This window comes from Paenibacillus sp. FSL R5-0470, assembly GCF_037975205.1.
Taxonomy (GTDB): Bacteria; Bacillota; Bacilli; order Paenibacillales; family Paenibacillaceae; genus Paenibacillus_AQ.
Genome location: NZ_CP150238.1, coordinates 4,784,896 through 4,807,634, shown reverse-complemented (window position 1 = coordinate 4,807,634; position 22,739 = coordinate 4,784,896). Strand labels below are relative to the sequence as shown.

Genomic DNA, 22,739 nt, shown 5'->3' with positions numbered 1-22,739 from the left:
TTGAAATTGAACTGAATGAAGCACCCGGCGTGATTATAGTCGGGTGCTTTTGTTTGTGTTTAGAACCTATTCACTCGCAGGGAAGGAAGTCTCGAATTCGGTTTGTTTACGTGAGCTTTTGGCTGAAATTGTTCCACCGTGGAGCTCTGTGATGCTCTTGGCAATCGCGAGTCCTAAGCCGCTTCCGCCAGTCTCCCTGGAACGTGACTTATCTACACGATAAAATCGCTTGAATAAGTGGGGGAGGTCCGTGGCAGGGATCGGGTTACCGTAATTCGTGCATGTAGCAATCACACTGTCATCTTTTCTATAAACGGAAATATCTAGAATCTTACCTTCTTTACCGTATCTAACCGCATTGGTAAATAGATTCTCATATAATCGTACTAACTCGTCCGCATCACCATGGATAATCAAAGGGCCCATATCCGTATGAATACGGCAGGTCATATCCGCTTGCTCCAATACGGGAGCGAATTCCTCGACAAGCTTTTTGAGCAGCTTGCCGAGATCTAAAGGCTCCATATTAAGGGGAAGCCCGTTGCTGCTAACACGTGTATATTCAAATAAATCGTCGAGCAGCTTTTTAAGAGTCAGGGACTTCTCATAGGCGATATTCACATAATAACGCAGCTCAACCTCGTTCTTATAACGATCCTTCTCCACATATTCCAGGAATCCCAGTACAGAAGTTAGAGGGGTTCGAAGATCATGGGATACACCAGTGATTAGGTCGTTTTTGGCTTTCGCTGCTGCTCGTTCTTCATCTATAGCGGATTTTAGCTTGCCCGCCATGAGGTTCATATTTTCGGCGAGTTTACCGAGTTCATCCGTTCCTGTTACTGGTACCTTGAAAGATAAGTTGCCGTCAGCAATCGCTTGAACCCCGCTTGAAATGTTATGAAGATGGCTTGTTGTATTTCTGGATAGCTTCAGGATGAAAAAAAATAAATAAAGGAACCCCAATAAGAATCACTATAGGAGTAGAACCGATGTTATTGGTCACCCAGCGGATGAGTTTAACGCCCCAGAAGGAATGAGAAGGATTGAGCCATAGCAAAAGGGATGTCCCATAATAGCCGACCAATAAAATTGCTGCTGTAAGAGTTAGACTCGTTAGGCTAAAGCCAACTATTTTCCAAGATAAGGTATCGAATCTTTTAAAGTTCAACTAGAAGAACCTCCTTTTTCCAGTTTGTAGCCAACGCCCTATACCGTCTTTAAATACAGTAGTTTTCTCGGCTTAGCTTCAATTTTTTCTCTGATTTTTCGAATGTGTAGCATGAGTGTATTACTGAGTCCAGTGATTTTATCTAGTTCCTGACCCTTGGCAGATAACATAATAATCGGGAATTTTTGTGTTTCTCGAATTTTTATACAGGCCTCTATACCGTCCGTACTACAAGAAGTATACAATATTCTCGATTGAAATCCTTATTTGAAGGCCGGCGAAGATCGATGGGAAACAGTTTGTTTAGCTCTTTGAAAAACTTAAAGCTATCATAAAGCCTTCCACATACCAAAGATGAGACAGGCGATCTTCCCAATGGCGGCATGTAAAAGTAAAAAGTAAACTTAATAGTTTCTTAACAAGCCTTAAGATTTGGGAAGCGGCTATGCTATAATAATTTCAAATTCAATAGGTTGGAGGAGAATTGGAAGATGTGGAAAGAGTTTAAAGCTTTTGCCCTGAAAGGAAATGTACTAGATTTAGCCATTGCTGTCGTTATCGGAGCAGCTTTTGGTAAGATTGTGACTTCATTAGTATCTGACATCATTATGCCAATTGTTGGCTTGATAACAGGTGGTATAGATCTGAAGGATCGGGCTCTAAGTGTTATGGTTATGCATAATGAACTGCTTATCCCTTATGGGCAATTTTTGCAGGCGGTAGTTGATTTCTTTATTATTTCCTTCTCAATCTTTATGGTGATTAAACTGGCTAATAAATTCCAGCGCAAAGAAGCCGTTAAAGTTGAAGTGGTGGAGACGCCAGCACCCCCAGAAGATATCGTGTTGCTAACGGAAATTCGTGATTTGTTGAAACAACAAGAACGCGGATTGTAATTGGAAAAAGAAAAAGAAAAAGCGCCTGAAGATACAGTCCAGGCGCTTTTTCTTTTGTTATGTAAATGTATGGAATGGGTTTTAACTGTACATTTGCAGGCTATATATAACCATGTCGTTTCTTCTAGTAATCACCATACCTCTCAGAATTAAGTTACAAATTTTAAGTAAATATATAAAACGCACTTGCATTTCGAAGGTGTAAGTGATAATTTTGTTAGTAAGGAAAACTTGAACCTCAATTAAATAAAGGATCAATCCTTCAGGGCAGGGTGTAATTCCCTACCGGCGGTGATGCTGTTGTAGAGTGCTTATTTATTAAGTTTATCTACCACACTTAGTCCGCTACCCGGCTCGCGTTGTTGACGCGAACGGTGGACCCGGTGAAATTCCGGGACCGACAGTATAGTCTGGATGGAAGAAGGAGAGGTTAACCGCTTGTCTGTAATAGACAGGTGGACTGCAGTGTTTTCATTTATTATGTGCGATATTTCACAATTGCCGTCGTTTGACGGTTATTTACGCACACTTTTATTTGGACTGCCGATAAACTCTCGCATAACCCATCTTTACTCCTCCTGGAGAATGAGATGGGTTTTTCTGTTTTTACGCATCAGATAGACAGTAAGTGGATAGGAGGAACGAGATGGATAATATGAATGACGAGTTTTATATGTCGTTAGCGCTGGATATGGCAGAACGTGCCCAAGGACAGACGGGAATTAACCCTGTAGTTGGCTGTGTTGTTGTAAAGAATGGAGCGATGATTGGACTTGGAACTCATTTGCAGCGCGGAACAGGTCATGCTGAGGTTCATGCCTTGAATATGGCGGCTGGCCAAGCACAGGGCAGCACTGCCTACGTAACACTGGAACCATGCAGTCACTATGGCAAGACTCCGCCCTGCAGCCAAAGGCTGATCGACGAGGGAGTAGCCAGAGTGGTAGTCGCTTGTGAAGATCCTAACCCTCAGGTTGCGGGTCGCGGCGTTCAAATGCTGCGTGAGCATGGCATTGAAGTAGAAGTAGGGTTGCTGCGTGAACGTGCGCTGCGGTTGAATGAGCGTTTTATCAAGTATATTTTAACAAAACAGCCTTTTGTTACGCTCAAGAGTGCCAGCACGCTGGATGGTAACCTAGCTACCAAATCTGGAGACAGTAAATGGATTTCAAATGGTGAAGCGCGGGAGATCGTACATACGCTGCGGCATCGGCATCAGGGAATAATGGTCGGTGTGAACACAGTGATTGCAGATAATCCTTCACTGACGACAAGAACGGAAGTGCCGGGTATTCATCCGATACGGATTGTGATTGATTCTGGACTACGTATTCCTTTGGATTCAGCAGTTGTAAGTGACGGTCTAGCGCCTACTATCATCGTGACAACTGAAGCCGCAGATGATGAAAAGAAAGCAGCACTTCTTCAAGCGGGGGTGCAAATCATTGTTAGCGGAGCAGGACCACGGGTGGATTTGAAGGCTGCTATGGTAACACTCGGTGAAATGGAAATCGGATCGATTTTACTTGAAGGTGGAGGCACGCTAAATGGTGCGATGCTGGAGAGTGGGCTCGTTGATCGAGTGATTCTCTTTTTCGCTCCAAAGATTGTTGGCGGTGGTGCTGAAGCGAAAGGGACGTTCGTATTTCCTGGTATAGAGCTAATGAAGGATGCGATTTCTCTGGAGGGATTGGAAGTAAAAGTGCTCGGAGATAATGTATGTATCAGCGGTACTCCGGTACGCTAAAGTGAATGGTTACAAAACTTAATCGTGTGCTTCCGGAGCAAGTTTTGTTCGGAGAGATAGCGGAGAAGTGTTACTCACACAAAACTCCTAGGAGGGAAAGCATGTTCACTGGATTAGTCGAAGAAGTTGGCACTCTGAGAAGTGTCTCTACCGGTGGAGAAATGATGGTGCTGGACATTGCCGCTTCCGTCATCATGGATGATTTGAAGATTGGTGATAGCGTATCGGTTAATGGCGTCTGTCTTACAGCGACAACTTTAGGCGAGAACTATTTTACAGTGGATGTCATGCCTCAGACCTATCGAAACAGTAATCTGAAGGAGCTACGTCCTGGCAGTCGGATGAATCTGGAGCGAGCAATGGCAGCCGGTGGTCGATTTGGAGGTCATATTGTTCAGGGACATGTAGATGGCACTGCTGTCATCAAAAGTGTAAAGCGTGATCAAAATGCAGTAGTCTATGAGATTGCGCCGGATCGCAAATCGCTGTTTAAATATATCATCCCTAAAGGGTCGATCACGATTGATGGCATTAGCTTAACAGTAGTAAAGACGACGGCTTCATCGCTTACTGTATCCATTATTCCGCATACGTTAGGGGAAACTGTGCTAACTTATAAGCGGGCAGGAGATAGTGTGAATATTGAGTGTGATGTCCTGGGCAAATATGTAGATCATCTTCTTCATTATGGCTCAGCTGCACAGGATGAAGAAAGTGATAGCAGTTCCGGGATTAGTCGTGATTTCTTGGCGGCAAACGGATTTGTTTAAATAATGAGTAAGCTTACGAAGAAGGGAATAATCCTTCGTAAAGCTATTAGGAGGATAGGATCATGAGCGAACAATCGAAGAAGGATAGTGTCTTGGATCCGATTGAAGAAGCGATATATGATTTAATGCGCGGCAAAGTCATCATCGTGGTGGATGATGAAGATCGTGAGAATGAAGGGGATTTTATAGCTCTTGCTGAACGGGCGACACCAGAAGTCATCAATTTTATGATCACTGAGGGACGTGGTTTGGTCTGCATGCCAATTACCGCTGAGCGTGCGGAAGAGCTTGAACTACAGGCTATGGTCAGTCACAATACAGATAATCACGGCACAGCCTTTACTGTATCGGTTGACCATATAGATACAACTACTGGTATATCAGCAGGGGAAAGATCCTTGACTGTAAAGGCCATGATTGACCCTAAAGCGAAGCCGTCTGATTTCCGTAGACCTGGCCATATGTTCCCGCTGATTGCGAAAAAAGGTGGCGTACTGCGCCGTTCCGGACATACAGAGGCTGCTGTTGATTTAGCCCGTATGTGTGGTGCATATCCAGCCAGTGTGATTTGTGAAATCATCAAAGAAGATGGCTCGATGGCCCGGTTGCCTGATCTGGTTGAGATTGCTAAGAAGCATGATCTTAAGTTGATCAGCATCAAAGACCTCATTCACTATCGGAACGAGAAGGAACAGCTCGTCAATCGCGAGGTGTCTGTACGTCTGCCTACCGATTTCGGTGAGTTTCAGACCATCGCCTATACAAATGAAGTGGATGATAAAGAACATGTAGCATTGGTGAAGGGCGATATTTCCGGTGATGAGCCAGTGTTAGTACGAGTACATTCCGAATGCTTGACGGGTGACGTATTCCACTCCCATCGCTGCGATTGTGGTCCCCAGTTTGAAGCAGCGCTTCGGCAGATCGAAGCTGCTGGTAGAGGTGTGTTGCTCTATATGCGTCAAGAAGGCAGAGGCATTGGTCTTATTAATAAGCTTAAAGCCTACAAGCTTCAAGAAGAAGGACTCGATACTGTAGATGCCAATCTAAAGCTTGGTTTTCCAGCAGATTTGCGTGATTACGGGATTGGAGCACAAATTCTGAAGGATCTAGGTATAAGTCAAATTCGTCTCTTAACGAACAATCCTCGAAAGATCAAAGGGTTGGAAGGTTATGGATTGGAAGTTGTTGAGCGAGTGCCAATCCAAATGCCGGAGAATAAAGATAATACTAATTATCTCCATACGAAGCAGGCGAAACTTGGGCATTTGCTGTCTTTTGACGACATTGAACAAAATGAGGATTCGAAAGTATAATCACACACAATAAAAAACGAAGGGTAGATGAATGATATGCCGAAATATTTAGAAGGACATTTAGTTTCCGAGGGGTTAAAATACGGAGTCGTAGTAGGACGTTTTAATGAATTTATTACTAGCAAGCTTTTGTCAGGTGCACTTGATGCATTTAAACGCCATGGTGCTAACGATGATGAAGTAGATGTTGCTTGGGTTCCAGGCGTGTTTGAAATTCCGTTAATCGCTCAAAAAATGGCGGAAAGCGGTAAATACGACGCTGTAATCACTTTAGGAACTGTTATCCGTGGCTCTACAACGCACTATGATTATGTATGTAATGAAGTTGCAAAAGGGGTAGCTGCGATCAATCTTAAAACTGGCGTGCCGACGATTTTTGGCGTAGTAACTACTGAGAATATTGAACAGGCCATTGAGCGTTCAGGAACCAAAGCAGGGAATAAAGGCTGGGATGCTGCGACTGCTGCGATTGAAATGGCGAATCTTAACAAACTGTTTAAGTAAGACAGCTATTGACGAATCAGTCGAATTCGTGCTTATTTATAGTATAAGAAGAAAGCATGGATTATAGAGCCCTTTCTACTTGTGTAGCGTCCTTTAGGGCGCTGCACTTTACTTTTTTTGGCGGGAGGATGCTTCGTGACTGTATTGTACAAGCTGGAAACGTTTGAAGGTCCGCTGGATCTGCTTTTGCATTTAATTGATAAGGCGGAAATCGACATCCAGGACATTCCGGTCGCCGAGATCACCGAACAGTATATGGAATACCTGCGAAGTATGCAGGAGCTTGAACTGGATATTACGAGTGAATTTCTCGTGATGGCCGCAACCCTATTATCTATAAAGAGCAAGCTATTGCTGCCCAAACCACCGGTCATTGAGATCGATGATTTTGAATATTACGAAGAAGATGAATTTGATCCACGAGCTGAACTTGTTCAGCGACTGATTGAGTATCGTAAATTCAAGAGTATTGCTGTTCATTTAATGGATATGGAGAGCGAGCGGAGCTTGATTTTTACGAAGGAGCCGGAGGATCTGGGTCCATACGTGCCTGAAGAGATTGACCATACGCTAAAAGGACTACATACTTCCGACCTTATAGCTGCTTTCCGTAAAGCACTTAGTAAGGCGGCAAGAAGGTCATCTTACCAGCGGATCACCCGGGACGAAATATCGGTAAAAGATCGTATACGTGATGTATCGGATGCGCTGCAGCGCAGAGGGAAGGGCGGTAGGCTCCATTTCTCAGCACTGCTTCACGATGAAATGGCGCGGCACGAAATCGTAGTTACTTTTCTTGCGATTCTGGAACTGATGAAAATGAAGGCGATTTTTTGCTATCAAGAGAAATTGTTTGAGGACATCGTAATGGAGTGGAGAGGAGGAGAACACTTCAATGGATTACAAAACGCTGAAATCGATTATTGAGGGCCTGTTGTTTCTATCAGGTGATGAAGGGATCTCCGTACGGCAAGTAGCCGAGATTACAGAGCAGCGGCCAGAGCTTGCAGCTGGAGCATTAGAAGAACTGAAAGAGGATTATGTAACGCAGGAGCGGGGGTTACAGGTAGTCCAAATCGCCGGGAATTATCGGCTGGCTACCTTGCCTGAGCATGCCCATTATTTCGAGCGATTAGCTTATTCCCCTTCAAGATCAACCTTGTCACAGGCTGCATTAGAGACATTGGCGATCGTGGCCTATCGTCAGCCCATTACACGGGTGGAGATCGAAGAGATTCGAGGCGTGAAATCCGAACGTGCAATTCATACGCTGAATAATAAGGATTTGATCCATGAGGTTGGCCGTGCCGAGGCTGTAGGACGCCCAATTTTGTATGGGACTACTAAATCATTCTTGGAGAGCTTTGGCCTCGCAAGTCTGAATGAGCTGCCTGAACCATCAAACTTCGAATCCACTGATAATTTGGAAGAGGAGACGCAGCTACTGTTCAATAAGCTGGATACTCAAATGACGTTCGAGGATATTGAGCAACCATAGTTTTTTTGTTATTTCGCAATGATTTGTATTGCTGGGACTGCCCATAAACCATTCATATGGTTTATGGGCAGTCTCTATTTTTTTGTAAAGCCACTTTTTTTAACCAAACCCCGAATTTTTTCCAGATTAAATTGCCATACTAAACCAAAGGTTCCCATTATTAAGGTTTCTTGGAGGTAAATACGTGACGTTATGGCTTGGAATACCCCTCGGATTGCTGGTACTGGCAATGATCCTGGTTCTGTCTTCATCTATCGATTTCCGCATCCGGTGCTATAAACATGACAAAAATGATCTGATCGAGTTAGATGTTAAGACACTTTTTGGTCTGATCAAACTCCACTATGAACTGCCTCGATTGGTCTTTAAGGGATTGGAGCAAGGCGTGCTTGGGAAGTTTAAAGAGACGGGTACCGCGACTACAGGTGTTGACACTGTAAAGGAAGAACAATTCGATAAAGAAAGAATTGAGCGCTGGCGGGACAATGTACAGCTAGCAGTGAAATCCACACGTGGATTGAAGAAGTGGTTCAAGGAAACTGTATCACATGTCAAAATATCAAAGCTCGACTGGTCCACAGACTTCTCACTAGGTGATGCGGCAGACACTGCTATAGTATCAGGAGCCGTCTGGGGATTGAAATGGAGCATCGTTGGATTTATTTCGCAGAGGGTCAAATTGAAACACAATCCACGAGTATTTGTGAAACCTGTTTTTCAAGATGAGCATTCTTTTTCAATGGAGTTCGTATGTGAGGGTAAATTGTCCGTTTCCTATGCTGTATACGCATCATTGCAGCTTCTTCTTCGTGTCTTGAGGGAGGCGGGGGGAATCAGTAAGTGGAGAAAAATACTAAAACGGATGCGTAGGGAGTCTCATGGGCAAAGTTTAGAATGAAAGTTACATACAAATGCGTGGATGTGGGGATGATAAGCGCTGTAGAAGCAAGAGAAATCGTACTCAATTAAAGGAGGAAACAATATGAGCGACCATCCTATTCAGGGTCTAATGCAAACAGCGATGGAAAATATCAAGGGTATGGTAGATGTTAATACGATTGTTGGAGATCCAGTACAAACACCTGACGGCAGTATTATTCTGCCGATTAGTAAGGTGGCCTTTGGGTTTGCTGCAGGGGGTAGTGATTATCGAGTAGAGGATTCTATAAGTGGATCAAGCTCCCAAGGCGGTGTCAAAATGCTTCCTTTTGGTGGCGGTAGTGGGGGCGGTGTCTCCATCAGACCGATCGCTTTTCTAGTGGTTGGTAAAGATGGGGTAAACATTGTGCCACTCGACAATCAAACGCATTTGTTCGAAAAAATTATCGATGCTACGCCTGGGCTCATCGACAAAATCCAGACCATGTTCCAAAGCAGCAGTACTTCAGGTCAAGCTGGGTCAACTGCTACACAAGCACCACAAGCACAAGCACCACAAGCACAAGCACCACAAGCACCTGCTAAACCCGATCCAAGTACATCCCAATCTTCAACACATTAGGTACACATAATTGTTCAAATAGCCTCGGGGATATCGCCTTACATCAGGCGGTGTCCCTTTTTGTGTGGAGAGGACATACCCTAAGGCTGGTCCGCATACACTTGTACAACATAAGCATGAAATGAATGACTTTACTTAAGAACCGATAAGAATCCGGAGGATAAATATGAAGACAATAACCCGTAAATTTCCAATCGCCTTATTACTGAGCATTTTGCTGCTGTTTCTGACACCGCTAACTTTGATTCATGCGGAGAACAGCTCCATATCTACGCATGCAAGGGCAGCGGCGCTGATTGATGTGGAATCCGGGCGTATTTTGTATAGCAGTCGAGGAGATGAGCCGATGCTTATTGCCAGCCTGACTAAAATAATGACCGCCCTCGTCGCAATTGAGAATGGTGATTTAGCATCCAAAGTCAAAGTTGGTAAAAATGCTTTCGCCAAAGAAGGCTCCTCAATTTATTTACAGCAAGGTGAAGAGATGACGCTGGAAAATATGCTGTATGGTCTAATGCTGCGCTCTGGGAATGATGCGGCAACAGCGATCGCTGAACATATCGGCGGTTCTGAAGAAGGGTTTGTATACCTGATGAACAATAAGGCTGAAGAGCTCGGATTAAAAAATACTCATTTTGCTAATCCGCATGGTCTAGATGCTGAAGGCCATTATTCGAGTGCTAACGACTTAGCTGTGCTGACGGCGTATGCTCTTCATAATCCTGTATTTAAACAAATTGTGAAGACACAGGAGAAAACTGCGGACAATCCAAATGAGAAATGGGATTACAAGTGGAGAAACAAAAATAAAATGCTGTACTTATATGAGGGCGCAGATGGTGTGAAGACTGGATATACCAAAAAAGCGCTACGCTGCCTTGTCAGCTCAGCGACCAGAAACGGCCAGCAGCTTGTCGCAGTGACCATAAATGATGGGGATGACTGGAATGATCATGCCTCACTGCTAAACTTCGGGTTTAATCATTATCCACTAAAAACAATGATCGAACGCGGGGATCCCGTTAGTGGTTATGCTTTCGTGACAGCCAAAAAATTTGCCTATCCGCTCGGACAAGGCGAGCAGGATAGAGTGACTACTAAACTTGTCTTGAATCAGATCCCTGCAACGTCAGCCAAAGCTGCAAGATCAAACTTTGGATTACAAGGGGTTCTCGTTCTTGACCTAGGTGGCAAGGAGATAGGCCGGGTTCCAGTATATACACGAGAGTCCTTACCACCTGAGGAATCCGCTTATACTAAAAAATACAGTACAACGCAAGCACACACTTATCCTGCTGATAATTGGTTTCAGGCTATAGGGAGTGCACTGAAGGCGTTATTTAAATTGGGTGAAAGTTCCAAGTAAGCAGATAGCTGAATAATGAAGAGGGAGGCGTATCCATGATTAACGGGATCTGGCTAGGAATGATCATCATCGGTTTTCTGTTCGCCGCCGTTAACGGCAGAATGGATGAATTTACAGCCGCCGTATTCGACGGAGCCAAGAGTGGGGTTACAGTAAGTTTCGGCTTAATAAGTGTGCTTGTATTCTGGCTAGGAATCATGCGGATCGCAGAGGATGCTGGTTTGCTTAAAAAAATAGCCAAGATTCTTGGGCCAATCGTAGCCTTCCTCTTTCCAGATGTGCCGAAGGGCCATCCTGCAATCGGATATATTCTCTCCAACATGAGCGCTAATTTGCTTGGACTTGGCAATGCGGCTACACCTATGGGGATCAAGGCGATGCAGGAGCTGCAGAAGCTCAACCCGGATAAAGAAACGGCCACACCAGCTATGTGTACCTTACTGGCGCTTAACACAGCAAGCATTACGCTAATTCCCGCGACACTAATTGCGATCCGATTGAATTACAATTCGGCAGATCCTGCGGGAATAGTAGGCACAACCCTCGCCGCAACGGCTGTGGCGACTCTTGCGGCTATAGTTGCTGACCGGTTTTTCCGAAGGATGACATTGCTGCGCAAACCTCCAAAGCCGCCGTCAGCAAAGTCTGGTTCTGCTCCATTGGCCAAGACGTCGCTGCCTAATTCTTCATTGAAAGGGTGAGCATGACTTGTACCAGTTAATCAGTCTCCTATCGGCATGGGCGATTCCGGTCATGATTACGTTCATCCCGCTCTATGCTTTTACGCGTAAAGTGCCGGTGTATGAGTCATTTGTTGAAGGGGCGAAGGATGGATTTGGAACGGCAATCGCGATTATTCCTCATCTTGTGGGAATGCTTGTGGCGATCAGCGTCTTTCGCGCATCGGGCGCACTCGACTTCCTAATGGGATTCATATCTCCTGCTCTGCGGGGACTTGGCGTACCTCCAGAAGTACTGCCGCTCGGCCTTCTGCGGCCCCTCACTGGGACAGGCTCGCTTGCTTATACCACGGATCTGATTCGCGTTCATGGTCCGGATTCTCTAATCGGCATGATTGCCTCCACCATACAAGGCAGCACGGACACAACGCTCTATGTATTAACGGTTTATTTTGGAGCCGTTGGTGTGCGTAACGGACGTTATGCACTTAAGGTAGGTCTATTCTCCGATGTTGTTGGCTTCGTCGCCGCGATCGCGGTCTGCCTCCTGCTTTTTGGGTAGGAGGCGTCACCCCCTTTCCTTCCTCGACATATGCTATTGCAGCAATGTGGAGGGAGGCAATCCGCTATGAACTACAAAGGTTTTATTCTGCATCAGTCTCGCTGTACTTCCATTAATGGCAAAGGCTTTGATTTCTGGGTTGGTGTGGACGGAGCCATTTATGCAGCACCACTGCTGACCGATCCGGAGTATATTCACATTTGCTTGGAAGGTGATTTCAGCAGGGAAGATGGCATTCCTCCATTATCTGGAAGGAAGGAACAGCTATTTGCCACAGGTAAACTCATTTTAGAACTGGTAGAGCGCTACCAAATCTCCCCTTTAATCATCGAACCCCACAATAATTACTGCCCAGGCGCATTTTTTCCATGGAATGAACTTGTGATTTATCCCTCTGATGGTTATCATTAATCTGAGGTGACTAGTCGAAAATGGAAAGATTACAGAAAATTTTGGCGCAGGCAGGTGTGGCGTCCAGACGTAAGTGCGAAGAAATGATTTTGGCCGGTAAAGTGGAAGTCAACGGGGAACTCGTAACTACGCTTGGCACGAAGGTGGACCCCGCAACAGATATTATTAAAGTCTCCGGTAGACTGATCCGGGGCGAGAACAAAATCTATATTATGTTCAACAAACCTAAAGGAGTCATTACAAGTGCTTCCGATCCAAAGGGTCGCAAGGTTGTAACAGACTACCTTAAAGGAATTACAGAACGGGTTTACCCTGTAGGCCGTCTGGATTATGATACGGAAGGACTGCTGCTGTTAACGAATGATGGAGATTTCGCTAACTTGCTTACCCATCCTAAGCATCATGTACCTAAGACGTATCACGCTACGGTCAAGGGTATTCCGCACGGTACTGCACTGGACAAGCTAAAGGCTGGGATCAAGCTGGAAGATGGTATGACAGCGCCTGCCGAAGTAGAGTACAAAGATATTGATGAAGCGAATAAAGAAGCAGTAATCAGCATTACGATTCACGAGGGACGTAACCGTCAGGTACGACGCATGTTTGATGCGATTTCACACCCCGTTCTCCGTCTGAAGCGGATTTCATTCGGGGATATTATGCTGCAAAATCTTAAACGTGGATCTTACCGTCATTTGACTAAAGATGAAATTAACCATCTGCAGCAAATTGCCAAAGCAGGATTGCTCAAAGAAAGAACTCCACGTAAAGAGTCATAAAGACACACAATATTCACAATTAAACCCCCTAATACTGTGACGAAATTCGCTATAATGTTCATAGGATGTTCACACCTTACAACATAAGTATGAGTTGCGTCACAGAAGGGGGCTTTACATGTGGGTAAAGCGAGAAAACCAATTCAAATCGTAATTCTGTTTCTAATCGTTCTAGTGGGTGGTTATGCAATTGGTTCCTCTGTATTTGGTGGAAGCGGAAAACCAGAGGAAGGTAGTAAAGCGCCTGCCATTGATTTGCTGGGTCTTGATGGACTTGGGCATACGTTAGACGAGTATAAGGGTAAGGCTATTGTGCTGAATTTCTGGGGCTCATGGTGCACGCCATGTGTAAAAGAAATGCCGGCTCTCCAAGCACAATGGGAAAAATGGAAGGACAAAGATGTAGTTGTTATTGGAATCAACGTAGGTGAAGATCAGATGACTGTCGAGAATTTTGTGAAGCAAGTCAATATTGATTTTCCGATTTTGATGGACACGGGACGAGACGCTGTACGAAGTTATGGTATTTCTCCACTCCCCACTACTTTTTTTATTAATGCAAAGGGTAAAATTGACAGCATTCATATTGGCCAGCTTGATTTAGATTCACTAGATGATCAAATTGGGAAGCTGGTGGATTGATGAGTGAACGCGAGGCTTTTATAACCAATACCAAATGTGAATGTGGCCATCAGAACCCTGTAGGCACTGTTCTATGTGAAGCATGCGGAAAGCCGCTTGGCAAAGAATCGGACTGGGGCGAGAATCTGGAAATGCGTTATGATGGTGTAGCCCGTCGTTCGCAGCGTGTTAATCCAAGCATTATTGATCGAGTTTGGAACTTTTTTTCATCTGTCAAAATAGCGATATATCTAATCGTTTTGACACTGTTAGGCTCTATGCTGGGAACCATTTTCCCTCAGGAGAGTACTTTCCTTAATATTGATGCATCGAGTTATTATAAGCAGGAGTACGGAACAGCTGGGGACATCTACTATAAGCTTGGACTTTCACATACATACGAATCCTGGTGGTTTGTGACTCTACTCGTAATGATTGGTGCTTCACTAGTCATTTGTAGTTTGGACAGAGTACTTCCGCTATATAAGGCATTAACTAGGCAGAAGATTCGGAAACATCGTCAGTTCTTAACTCGGCAAAAGGCTGTGCTAGTTACTGAAGTGCAAGAAGAACCAGAAGCTTGGGTTGCTCGGGTGGTTCAGCCTATGCGTAAAAAGGGCTATCGAGTCAAGACGGATGGAGGAGCTCTGCTGGCAGAAAAACACCGCTTCAGCCGCTGGGGGCCTTACGTAATACATATTGGTTTGATTATTTTTTTACTTGCTGTACTGGCAAGAGGATTGCCGGGTCTCAACATGGATCAGCATCTTGCTTTCCCGCAAGGGGAAATTACACAGATTCCGGATACTACCTACTATTTAAAAAACGAGAAATTCACCGTAGAGTTCTACACCGATGAAGAGATGCCAGAGGAGTTTCGAGGCAAAAAGATCCTTCCAAAATTATTCCAAACTAAAGCAGTGCTATATAAATGTACCGCGGATTGCGCAGATCCTACTAAGGAACCGCAGCTTACTGAGGTGACAACGCATAATATCCAAGTAAACTCACCTTTGGATTATAAAGGATTGAAAGCGTATCAGTTTGATTATGATCTAACACCTGTGCTGCGTTCTGTACAGCCAGTGCTTAAGAATTCCACCACTGGGGAGTCGTACGGTAAATTCAAACTGGATATGAAGAATCCGCAGCGTACAATTACAGCGGGACCCTATACGATGACTTTAAAAGAGAAGTATATGGATTTTGGACTGAATGAGGATGGTCAGCCGATATCTAAGTCGCCTTATCCGAATGCACCAGCATTCTTATTCTTGATTCAAGGACCGAATTTGCCAGCGGAAGGGCAGCAGTACTTCTATTTTCCTAAGCAGGTAGATAAGTCTCAGTTTCAGCAGGTGGCTATTAACGATAAGCTTGGTGGCAGCAATAGATTTCTTGAGCTTGAAGTGGACAACATGAGCGATGTTGATTTTTCGGAATCGACTACATACTTGAATATACGTATTGATCGTGCAATGCCTTTTGTATGGTTAGGTGCAGCAATCGTGATGCTGGGTTTAATCCTTGGATTTTACTGGCAGCATAGACGCATCTGGCTTACCGTTGTAAACGGAGAGCTAATACTCGGAGGACATACGAACAAGAATTGGTTCGGTTTCCGTCGTGAGATCGTTTCTATTTTAGAAAAAGTAGATATGGTAGTCGATGAAAAATCAATAGATAATGGAGGAGGCCTTACATGAGCTTGCTCGATATCAGCAGTGCCGTCTTTATTGCCGCATTCTTATTATACAGCGGGTCGTTTATGTTATTCACTATCGCTATCATGGGTCGCAAGTGGTCGGGCCGCAAGCCAGAGGAACATACTGCTCGATGGGGTAAAATAGCTTTTATTGTTTCTTCTATAGGTCTTATCTTTCATCTTATTTATTTCTTTACACGTTGGTTTGGTGCAGGACATATTCCAGTCAGCAATATGTATGAGTTCATGACTTTCTTATCCATGATGGTTATGGTAGCCTTTACAGTGATGTACGCGATCTATCGCAAAGTTATTCTCGGTCTGTTTGCAGTTCCAATTAGCATTATTGTGATGGCGTACGCAGCTGTATTTCCTCAGGAGGTTCAGCCGTTAATTCCATCCCTGCAATCGAACTATCTCAAGATTCACGTAACACTGGCAGCACTAGGTGAATCCTTTTTCGCGGTAGGTTTTGCGGCAGGGCTGATGTATCTGCTACGGACTGTTAATTTTTCCAGTAAAGAGAAGGCGGATCGTAAGCAACAGAGACTGATTGAATTTACTCTCTTTTCAATCATTGTTATAATTGGGTTTCTGGGTTCAGTTTTTGCTTTCCGCGGAGCAGGTTATGAGACTGTTTTTGTCCGTCCCAACGTTACGATTGACAGCGCAGGGCAGGAAAATAGTACAATAGAGAAAGTGAGTTATCGAATGCCGCCGATTGTGGCTCCTCACAATAGCGAAATTGAAAGCTTCCAGTCGTTTCTTGGCATGAAAGAACCTCTCTTTGAAGCTCCTTCATGGATGAATGGTGTGAATGCTGGCCGGAAGTTTAATACTGTAATCTGGTCGATTCTTTCCGGATTACTCCTTTACGGAATTCTTCGCTTGATCGTACGCAAGCCACTAGGCGCAGCGATTCACCCGGTTATGGAGGGGATTGATGAAGGCGATCTAGATGAGATAACGTATAGGGCGATAGCCATTGGCTTTCCTATTTTCACATTAGGCGCTTTGATTTTTGCAATGATATGGGCGCAAATAGCCTGGGGAAGATTCTGGGGATGGGACCCCAAAGAAGTCTGGGCACTCGTTACTTGGCTTTTCTATAGTGCTTATCTTCATTTACGATTGGCTCGTGGATGGCAAGGGCGAAAATCTGCCTGGCTTGCCGTTCTAGGCTTTTTGGTCGTAATGTTTACCTTAGTTGGCGTTAATCTAGTCATCGCCGGACTTCATTCTTATGCGGGGACGGACTGAGCATAGTTTACCTGCTAACACAGCACAATGGATTTAAGGTTACGTTCTACTGTATTTGATGAAGGGGTTGTTGTGAAATGGCAGATCATTTAAACAGAATTCTGGTAGTGGATGATGAGGAACGCATTCGCCGCCTGCTAAAGATGTATCTTGAAAAAGAAGGTTATGAAATCGACGAAGCTGAAGATGGCGAAATCGCTCTTCGCAAAGCAACAGCAAATGACTACGGTCTAATTTTGCTGGATGTTATGCTGCCTGGCATTGATGGAATGGAAGTGCTGACCCGACTCAGAGGGGTCAAATCGACACCTGTCTTAATGCTTACAGCTAAAGGCGAAGAGATTAATCGTGTACAGGGCTTTGAAATGGGCGCGGATGATTATGTCGTGAAGCCATTTAGTCCTCGCGAAGTGATTTATCGCGTGAAGGCCATTATGCGCCGTTCTTCAGCAACAGCATTTTTGTCCAAAGAGAGCAACTCCAGTAATAACATTGTATTCACTCATCTTATAATTGAGCATGACGCACACCGAGTAACTGCTGGCGGTGAAGAAGTGAGTCTGACACCGAAAGAATACGAACTTCTGCATTATTTGGCGATTTCACCGGATAAAGTGTTCTCTCGTGAAGAACTGCTTAAAGATGTTTGGAATTATGAGTTTTTCGGAGATTTGCGTACAGTCGATACCCATGTTAAACGTCTTCGTGAAAAACTGAATAAGGTATCACCGGAATCCGCGGCGATGATTACAACTGTATGGGGTGTAGGCTACAAACTTGAGGTACCTAAATAAGTGAACTTCTGGAGAAGTCTTGTCGGCAAGCTGTGGGTCACGATCATCTGCCTGGTCGCTGTCGTGCTTATTACACTCGGGTTGTTTCTACTTCCCTATATCGACAGCAACTTTGCTAATTCCGGCGATATCAAACGTTTATTTATGTATACGTGCATGATCGGATTTTCTTTGACGACATTCTTCGCGTTGTTCTTGTTTACCAAGATCACTCAACCGATGCAACGTGTCATCGAGGCTGCAAACAACATTCGACGTGGTGAATACGGAACAAGGCTGACGCTGGTCACAAGTGACGAGATTGGCCAATTGGCGACTTCCTTCAACCATATGGCTGAGGAGTTGGAAGAGAATATTCGCAGTCTGCACCATGAGAAGGGTCATCTATCCAGTGTATTACGCAGCATGAGTGATGCTGTAATCACCTTTGACATCGAAGGCCAGATTATTCTGACCAATCCGCACGGTCAATCGCTACTTGAGAGCTGGAGCGATTTAGAGTGGGAACAAGAGAGTGACATTGAACCTCATACGGAAACGGCTGAGATTAATGTTCCACCTCCCCTGCGTCCTTTATTTTTGAGCACGTTGAAGCAAGGCGGCGATGAGCGTTCTAATGTACATGTCCGGCAGGGCGTGTGGTCCGTCCATATGGCACCTTTATATTCTGAGGGTAGCATTCGTGGAGTGGTTGCTGTTCTGCGTGATGTGACTGAAGAAGTACGACTCGAAAAAATGCGCCGTGACTTCGTGGCAAACGTCTCTCATGAGATTCGGACGCCATTATCGATGATGCAAGGTTATAGTGAGGCTTTACTTGACGGCATGGCTTCTTCACCAGAGGAAAGCAGTGAACTGATTCAAGTCATTCATGATGAATCGCTCCGTATGGGACGTCTTGTAAAGGATCTGCTCGACCTTGCGCGAATGGAAGCTGGACATACGGATATGTTGAAGGCAGAAGTAGATGTGAACGAACTGCTGGAACGAGTGTATCGCAAATTTTCCGTACGTGCAAAAGAGCGTGATATTCATCTGCAGCTAAATAAAGAGAGCGATGTCCTTGTTCTTAAGGCAGCGGATGAAGATAAGCTTGAGCAGGTCTTAACCAATTTGCTCGATAATGCTTTTCGTCATACGCAGGGTGGCAAGAAGATCACAGTTCATACAGGAACTTGTGTCTTAGAAGGGCGTCGCTATTTTGAAATTAAAATTCAGGATGAAGGCGTCGGCATTCCGCAGGAAGATCTGCCTTATATATTTGATCGTTTCTACAAAGCCGATAAGGCACGTGTACGGGGAGAATCAGGTGGAACGGGACTCGGGCTTGCGATTGTTAAAAATATTGTTGAGTCGCATCACGGAACCATTTCAGCTTCCAGTAAGTTGGGCGAAAGTACAACCTTTACCCTGAGACTTCCTGTCGAAAAACAGTAATTCCAAACACAATGTGTGATAGCGCCTCTGACAGCAGAGGTGCTTTTTGTTGAAACAAACACATTAATCTTGTTCATCGTGGAACATATCTCATTGTTTATGCTTGGGAGGCCATCAAATGATTTTATCTTTAGACCAAGGGACTACCAGTTCACGAGCCATAGTGTTCGATGAGGACGCTAGAATCGTCTCACAAGGGCAATATGAGGTTAAACAATCTTTCCCACACCCTGGCTGGGTGGAGCATGACCCAGAGCAAATTTGGGCGTCACAGCTTGCAGCTGCAAGAGATGCGATTACTCAGGGCGGGATAACGCCTCAGGAAATATATTCCATTGGAATTACAAATCAGAGGGAAACGGCCCTGATCTGGGATAGAGCAACAGGCAAGCCGATTTATCCTGCGATTGTGTGGCAGGACAGACGTACTGCAGAGCTGTGTGAAGAGATCAAGAGTAAGGGGTTAGAGGGACTCATTGCTAGCAAGACGGGACTCGTTGTGGATGCTTATTTTTCTGCAACAAAATTCTCCTGGATTCTTGATCATGTAGAAGGCGCACGAGAGCGGGCGAATAATGGCGAGCTACTAGCTGGGACAGTAGACAGCTGGCTAATCTGGAAGCTTACTGGCGGGGCTGTACATGCTACTGATGTAACTAATGCATCGCGTACGATGCTATATAATCTACATGAGCGCTGCTGGGACGAAGAGCTAATGAAGGAGCTTCGTGTACCACGCTCCATCCTGCCAGAAGTGAGGATGTCCGGTAGTGAATTTGGAGCAGCAGACGCGCAGTGGTTCGGGACAGAAATACCTATTCACTCTGTATTGGGGGATCAACAAGCTGCTTTGTTTGGACATACTTGTCTTGAACCCGGCAGTGCCAAAAACACATATGGAACTGGATGCTTTATTCTGATGAATACAGGTACAGAAGCTGTAGTCTCCAGTCATGGGTTGTTGACTACTGTAGCTTGGGGAATGGGGGATGAACTCTATTATGCACTCGAGGGCAGTGTGTTTGTAGCTGGAGCGGCTGTACAATGGCTTCAGGAGGGGTTAGGACTCATAACGGAGCCGGCATGCTCGGAAGACAAAGCACGGGAAGTAGAGGACAGTGAAGGGGTTGTCGTCGTACCTGCTTTTACTGGACTAGGTGCCCCTTATTGGGATATGTATGCACGTGGAGCAGTTTTCGGTCTAACTAGAGGAACCACCTCGGGGCATTTGGTAAGAGCAACGTTAGAGTCATTAGCATTTCAGTCTAGAGATGTAATTGGGGCGATGGAAAAAGATGCAGGCATGCCATTGACCGGACTTCGTGTAGATGGTGGAGCGGTTCGTAATGATTTGCTGATGCAGTTCCAGTCTGATATCCTCGGTAGTGAAGTTACTCGAACTACATATGCGGAGACGACTGCGCTGGGAGCAGCACTTCTGGCTGGATTAACCTCAGGAGTCTGGACAAGAGAGCAGCTAGAAAGCTTTAACAAAGCTGAGAGGGTCTTTTCACCTGTAATGGGTATAGAAGAGAGTGAAAGACGTTACAACGCCTGGAAAGACGCTGTAGCGCGTACCATGGGCTGGGAAAAACATGAAAGATATCAGTGATCAGGGAGATGCATATGTCTATGTTTAATGGAACAGAATCTGATCTACCGAGTGGACTATCTAAGCCTGCACTTAGAGCACTTCATGGTGCTGGGTATACACAGATTCACCAAATCAGTATGCTCACTGAGTCAGAGCTTCTGCAGCTCCATGGGATGGGACCAAAAGGGATTGATGTACTACGGCGTGCGCTCACTGAAAAGGGGTTATCCTTTGCCAGCGAGTCCTAAAGAACAGATCAACCTAAAAAGCGGCAAGCTAAGGATACTCCTTGGCCTGCCGCTTTTTAGGTTGTAACGCTTAATATTCAATAACAAATGCTACGTTTTGCCATCCAGCGCCCACTGTCCAGAACAGAACTTTATCTCCGCGTTCGATCTTTCCTGTAGTAATAGCTTTGTGTAGAGCGATAAACGGGCTACTGGTTGAGGTGTATCCGAATTCATCACCTATGTAAACCGCAACCTCACGATCAATACCCACTTTTTCACAAACACCAACGATATTAGGCAGTGAAAGCTGTGAGAAACAGGCCGCTTTAATAGATTCAGGCGCTATGTTGTTATCAGATAGAAGCGTGCGAATCGATTCAGAAGCAGCATCTACGCAAATGGAATCATCAAATGGAATGAATTTCACATTGAATTCTCCAGCCGCGACGCCTTTTCTACCCAGATTAGCCAAGCCTTCAGCCGGGAACATGGAGTTGCCATAAACGCATGTGTCTGTTTGATAGACAGAATCAATGAAGCCTACCGCATTATCATCGCGCACAAGAAGGACTGCCGCAGCTGCATCACCGAAGTTAGCATAATAGACAGGATCATTCTTATCTGCATGAGGTGCTACATAATCGGATCCGATGACCAAAGCACGTTTAATTCTAGGATTGGCTTGCATTTGACGGCTCACCTGTTCTACGGAAGCAGTCATACCTGCACAGTTAGCGTTGCTATCTATACAAATTGTATGGGATGCGCCGTTAATTAAACGGTGAATCATTAAAGAGTTAGTAGGAAAGATATATTCAGGAGTTTGACTTGCATAGGCAATAAGATCGATATCAGCGCCAGTGAGACCATTTTTATCCAACACATTACTGGCAGCCTCAAAAGCCATCGTAAGAGAATTTTCTTCCTCATTCTTAATGCTATAGCGCGTATCACGACCTAAAGTGGTCAGTAGACCTCGGATATCAATACCCTTTTCGTCAAAATGCTTAATAAAAAAGTCGTTACCAACTTTATTATTAGGATGATAGATATCAATGTCTTGAATACGAATTCCGGTCATATGAATGAATCCTCCTGAAAAACTCTATAGTTTTTTTAGTTATAAGAAGAATTAAGCTGTAACGGTGGAAATGATCTCGATGTTATCTAGTCCTGCTTTACGACCCAGACGAGCAAGCTGCATTTTAAGAATTGGGTTATTCTCAAGGGTTAGATTTACTTTTACAAATCCATCATTCTTAAACATTACGAAGCAACCTTCCAAAAGAGGTACAACATCAGGTGCAGTTACGTTTAGCTTTCTGCAGTCGATTTGTAATTCATAGTCTGCTGGAGTGATAGGATTAATAGTTTGTTGATAAGCTTGGATAGATTTCAGACCATCTTCTTCAGAAAATGTTCCTTCCAGCTCAATATTGATCACTTTTTTAGTAGTGTCTGTCTTTAAAATAAACTGTCCCACGTTAACATCTCTCCCGATATTTTAATTTACTGAAAATAGTTACTTTATTTCTTCAATCGTTTCGAGAAGAATATTAAAAGCGGTGATGATTCTAGGTGCCCCTATAGCGGGTACTAAGTGTAATAGAATACCCTTGAGTTGTTCTACAGTAACACCCACACGAAGAGCCATGACATAATGAACACCCAATTGATCAAACTGACCCATCGAAATCAGGGCAGAGATAACTGCGATTTCCTTCCAGTCAGCTTCGATTGTGTTGCGTTGAAAAATATCGCCGTAGGCATTCCCCATAATAAATTCAGCCAAATCGGGGAAATGTTCTTTAATCGGAGCCAGTGCTTTAGCTCCGTAGTCTCCTGAGAGATTCGTGAAGTGGTTCAGACCACTGTTTACATTGTCTTTCATAAGTGA

The 22,739-nt window shown here is 44.7% G+C and carries 26 protein-coding genes, 1 pseudogene and 1 riboswitch; of the genes and pseudogenes, 21 read left to right on the top strand and 6 right to left on the bottom strand.

Going from position 1 to position 22,739, the window contains the following annotated elements; translation table 11 throughout:
* Positions 1–66: 66 nt before the first annotated feature.
* From MKY99_RS21345 to MKY99_RS21335, 3 genes and pseudogenes are all read right to left on the bottom strand, one after another.
* Entirely contained in the window at positions 67–795 is a 729-nt protein-coding gene (locus tag MKY99_RS21345; protein ID WP_339271736.1) for a HAMP domain-containing sensor histidine kinase, read from the bottom strand.
* 103 nt (positions 796–898) lie between these two features.
* Entirely contained in the window at positions 899–1,171 is a 273-nt protein-coding gene (locus tag MKY99_RS21340) for a hypothetical protein (RefSeq protein ID WP_339266222.1), read from the bottom strand.
* A 38-nt stretch (positions 1,172–1,209) separates the two neighbouring features.
* A pseudogene (locus tag MKY99_RS21335) lies at positions 1,210–1,395 on the bottom strand (DNA-binding response regulator); the annotation flags it as partial.
* 267 nt (positions 1,396–1,662) lie between these two features.
* On the opposite strand from MKY99_RS21335, the gene mscL reads away from it, so the two are divergent.
* From mscL to MKY99_RS21230, 21 genes are all read left to right on the top strand, one after another.
* The gene (gene mscL / locus MKY99_RS21330; protein ID WP_339266220.1) at positions 1,663–2,067 is read left to right on the top strand and encodes a large-conductance mechanosensitive channel protein MscL; all 405 of its coding nucleotides are present in this window, start codon (positions 1,663–1,665) and stop codon (positions 2,065–2,067) included.
* A gap of 254 nt (positions 2,068–2,321) precedes the next feature.
* A riboswitch (FMN riboswitch) is annotated at positions 2,322–2,497 on the top strand.
* Positions 2,498–2,713: 216 nt separating this feature from the next.
* Entirely contained in the window at positions 2,714–3,814 is a 1,101-nt protein-coding gene (gene ribD, locus MKY99_RS21325) for a bifunctional diaminohydroxyphosphoribosylaminopyrimidine deaminase/5-amino-6-(5-phosphoribosylamino)uracil reductase RibD (protein WP_042190282.1), read from the top strand.
* Positions 3,815–3,915: 101 nt separating this feature from the next.
* Entirely contained in the window at positions 3,916–4,584 is a 669-nt protein-coding gene (gene ribE, locus MKY99_RS21320; protein WP_339266218.1) for a riboflavin synthase, read from the top strand.
* A gap of 62 nt (positions 4,585–4,646) precedes the next feature.
* A complete protein-coding gene (locus MKY99_RS21315) occupies positions 4,647–5,900 on the top strand; it encodes a bifunctional 3,4-dihydroxy-2-butanone-4-phosphate synthase/GTP cyclohydrolase II (RefSeq protein ID WP_076284543.1) in 1,254 nt (417 codons plus the stop codon).
* Between the two features lie 36 nt (positions 5,901–5,936).
* Positions 5,937–6,404 carry a 6,7-dimethyl-8-ribityllumazine synthase gene (gene ribE / locus MKY99_RS21310; protein WP_042194286.1) on the top strand — a complete coding sequence of 156 codons (468 nt, stop codon included), beginning with the start codon at positions 5,937–5,939 and terminating at the stop codon, positions 6,402–6,404.
* A gap of 135 nt (positions 6,405–6,539) precedes the next feature.
* Positions 6,540–7,331, top strand: a complete 792-nt coding sequence (locus tag MKY99_RS21305; protein ID WP_042190275.1) for a segregation/condensation protein A — start codon at positions 6,540–6,542, stop codon at positions 7,329–7,331.
* Positions 7,300–7,902, top strand: a complete 603-nt coding sequence (scpB, locus tag MKY99_RS21300; protein ID WP_042190273.1) for an SMC-Scp complex subunit ScpB — start codon at positions 7,300–7,302, stop codon at positions 7,900–7,902. Before MKY99_RS21305 ends, scpB begins: the two co-directional genes overlap by 32 nt.
* Before the next feature lie 184 nt (positions 7,903–8,086).
* Positions 8,087–8,800, top strand: a complete 714-nt coding sequence (locus MKY99_RS21295) for a DUF2953 domain-containing protein (protein WP_042190271.1) — start codon at positions 8,087–8,089, stop codon at positions 8,798–8,800.
* Positions 8,801–8,884: 84 nt separating this feature from the next.
* A complete protein-coding gene (gene ytfJ, locus MKY99_RS21290) occupies positions 8,885–9,403 on the top strand; it encodes a GerW family sporulation protein (RefSeq protein WP_339266215.1) in 519 nt (172 codons plus the stop codon).
* A gap of 166 nt (positions 9,404–9,569) precedes the next feature.
* On the top strand, positions 9,570–10,769 hold the full coding sequence (locus tag MKY99_RS21285; protein WP_339266213.1) for a D-alanyl-D-alanine carboxypeptidase family protein: 1,200 nt from the start codon (positions 9,570–9,572) through the stop codon (positions 10,767–10,769).
* Positions 10,770–10,804: 35 nt separating this feature from the next.
* Positions 10,805–11,470, top strand: a complete 666-nt coding sequence (locus MKY99_RS21280; RefSeq protein WP_076284546.1) for a nucleoside recognition domain-containing protein — start codon at positions 10,805–10,807, stop codon at positions 11,468–11,470.
* 7 nt (positions 11,471–11,477) lie between these two features.
* The gene (locus MKY99_RS21275) at positions 11,478–12,011 is read left to right on the top strand and encodes a spore maturation protein (protein WP_143759457.1); all 534 of its coding nucleotides are present in this window, start codon (positions 11,478–11,480) and stop codon (positions 12,009–12,011) included.
* A 66-nt stretch (positions 12,012–12,077) separates the two neighbouring features.
* The gene (locus tag MKY99_RS21270) at positions 12,078–12,422 is read left to right on the top strand and encodes a hypothetical protein (protein ID WP_042190263.1); all 345 of its coding nucleotides are present in this window, start codon (positions 12,078–12,080) and stop codon (positions 12,420–12,422) included.
* A 20-nt stretch (positions 12,423–12,442) separates the two neighbouring features.
* Complete coding sequence (locus tag MKY99_RS21265; protein ID WP_036676166.1) at positions 12,443–13,201, top strand: pseudouridine synthase; 759 nt, start codon at positions 12,443–12,445, stop codon at positions 13,199–13,201.
* Positions 13,202–13,321: 120 nt separating this feature from the next.
* Positions 13,322–13,843 carry a redoxin domain-containing protein gene (locus MKY99_RS21260; RefSeq protein ID WP_042190261.1) on the top strand — a complete coding sequence of 174 codons (522 nt, stop codon included), beginning with the start codon at positions 13,322–13,324 and terminating at the stop codon, positions 13,841–13,843.
* Positions 13,843–15,528 (top strand): cytochrome c biogenesis protein ResB, encoded by a 1,686-nt coding sequence (locus MKY99_RS21255; protein ID WP_076284548.1) that lies wholly within the window; start codon positions 13,843–13,845, stop codon positions 15,526–15,528. The genes MKY99_RS21260 and MKY99_RS21255 overlap by 1 nt, the downstream gene beginning before the upstream one ends.
* The gene (ccsA, locus tag MKY99_RS21250; RefSeq protein WP_042190256.1) at positions 15,525–16,787 is read left to right on the top strand and encodes a cytochrome c biogenesis protein CcsA; all 1,263 of its coding nucleotides are present in this window, start codon (positions 15,525–15,527) and stop codon (positions 16,785–16,787) included. Before MKY99_RS21255 ends, ccsA begins: the two co-directional genes overlap by 4 nt.
* Positions 16,788–16,864: 77 nt before the next feature.
* Positions 16,865–17,581 carry a response regulator transcription factor gene (locus tag MKY99_RS21245; RefSeq protein WP_036676174.1) on the top strand — a complete coding sequence of 239 codons (717 nt, stop codon included), beginning with the start codon at positions 16,865–16,867 and terminating at the stop codon, positions 17,579–17,581.
* The gene (locus tag MKY99_RS21240) at positions 17,582–19,018 is read left to right on the top strand and encodes an ATP-binding protein (RefSeq protein WP_339266211.1); all 1,437 of its coding nucleotides are present in this window, start codon (positions 17,582–17,584) and stop codon (positions 19,016–19,018) included.
* 118 nt (positions 19,019–19,136) lie between these two features.
* Positions 19,137–20,630: a glycerol kinase GlpK gene (gene glpK, locus MKY99_RS21235; protein ID WP_339266210.1), complete on the top strand. Its 1,494-nt coding sequence runs from the start codon at positions 19,137–19,139 to the stop codon at positions 20,628–20,630.
* A gap of 14 nt (positions 20,631–20,644) precedes the next feature.
* On the top strand, positions 20,645–20,860 hold the full coding sequence (locus MKY99_RS21230; protein WP_179086697.1) for a DNA-binding protein: 216 nt from the start codon (positions 20,645–20,647) through the stop codon (positions 20,858–20,860).
* Positions 20,861–20,930: 70 nt separating this feature from the next.
* Here MKY99_RS21230 and MKY99_RS21225 read toward each other — a convergent pair whose 3' ends face one another.
* The 3 genes from MKY99_RS21225 to MKY99_RS21215 are packed head-to-tail and all read right to left on the bottom strand — an operon-like array spanning position 20,931 to position 22,733.
* On the bottom strand, positions 20,931–21,923 hold the full coding sequence (locus MKY99_RS21225; RefSeq protein WP_339266208.1) for a 3-oxoacyl-[acyl-carrier-protein] synthase III C-terminal domain-containing protein: 993 nt from the start codon (positions 21,921–21,923) through the stop codon (positions 20,931–20,933).
* 51 nt (positions 21,924–21,974) lie between these two features.
* Positions 21,975–22,325, bottom strand: a complete 351-nt coding sequence (locus tag MKY99_RS21220) for a hypothetical protein (protein ID WP_042190245.1) — start codon at positions 22,323–22,325, stop codon at positions 21,975–21,977.
* 39 nt (positions 22,326–22,364) lie between these two features.
* Entirely contained in the window at positions 22,365–22,733 is a 369-nt protein-coding gene (locus tag MKY99_RS21215; RefSeq protein WP_042129622.1) for a carboxymuconolactone decarboxylase family protein, read from the bottom strand.
* Positions 22,734–22,739: the final 6 nt, after the last annotated feature.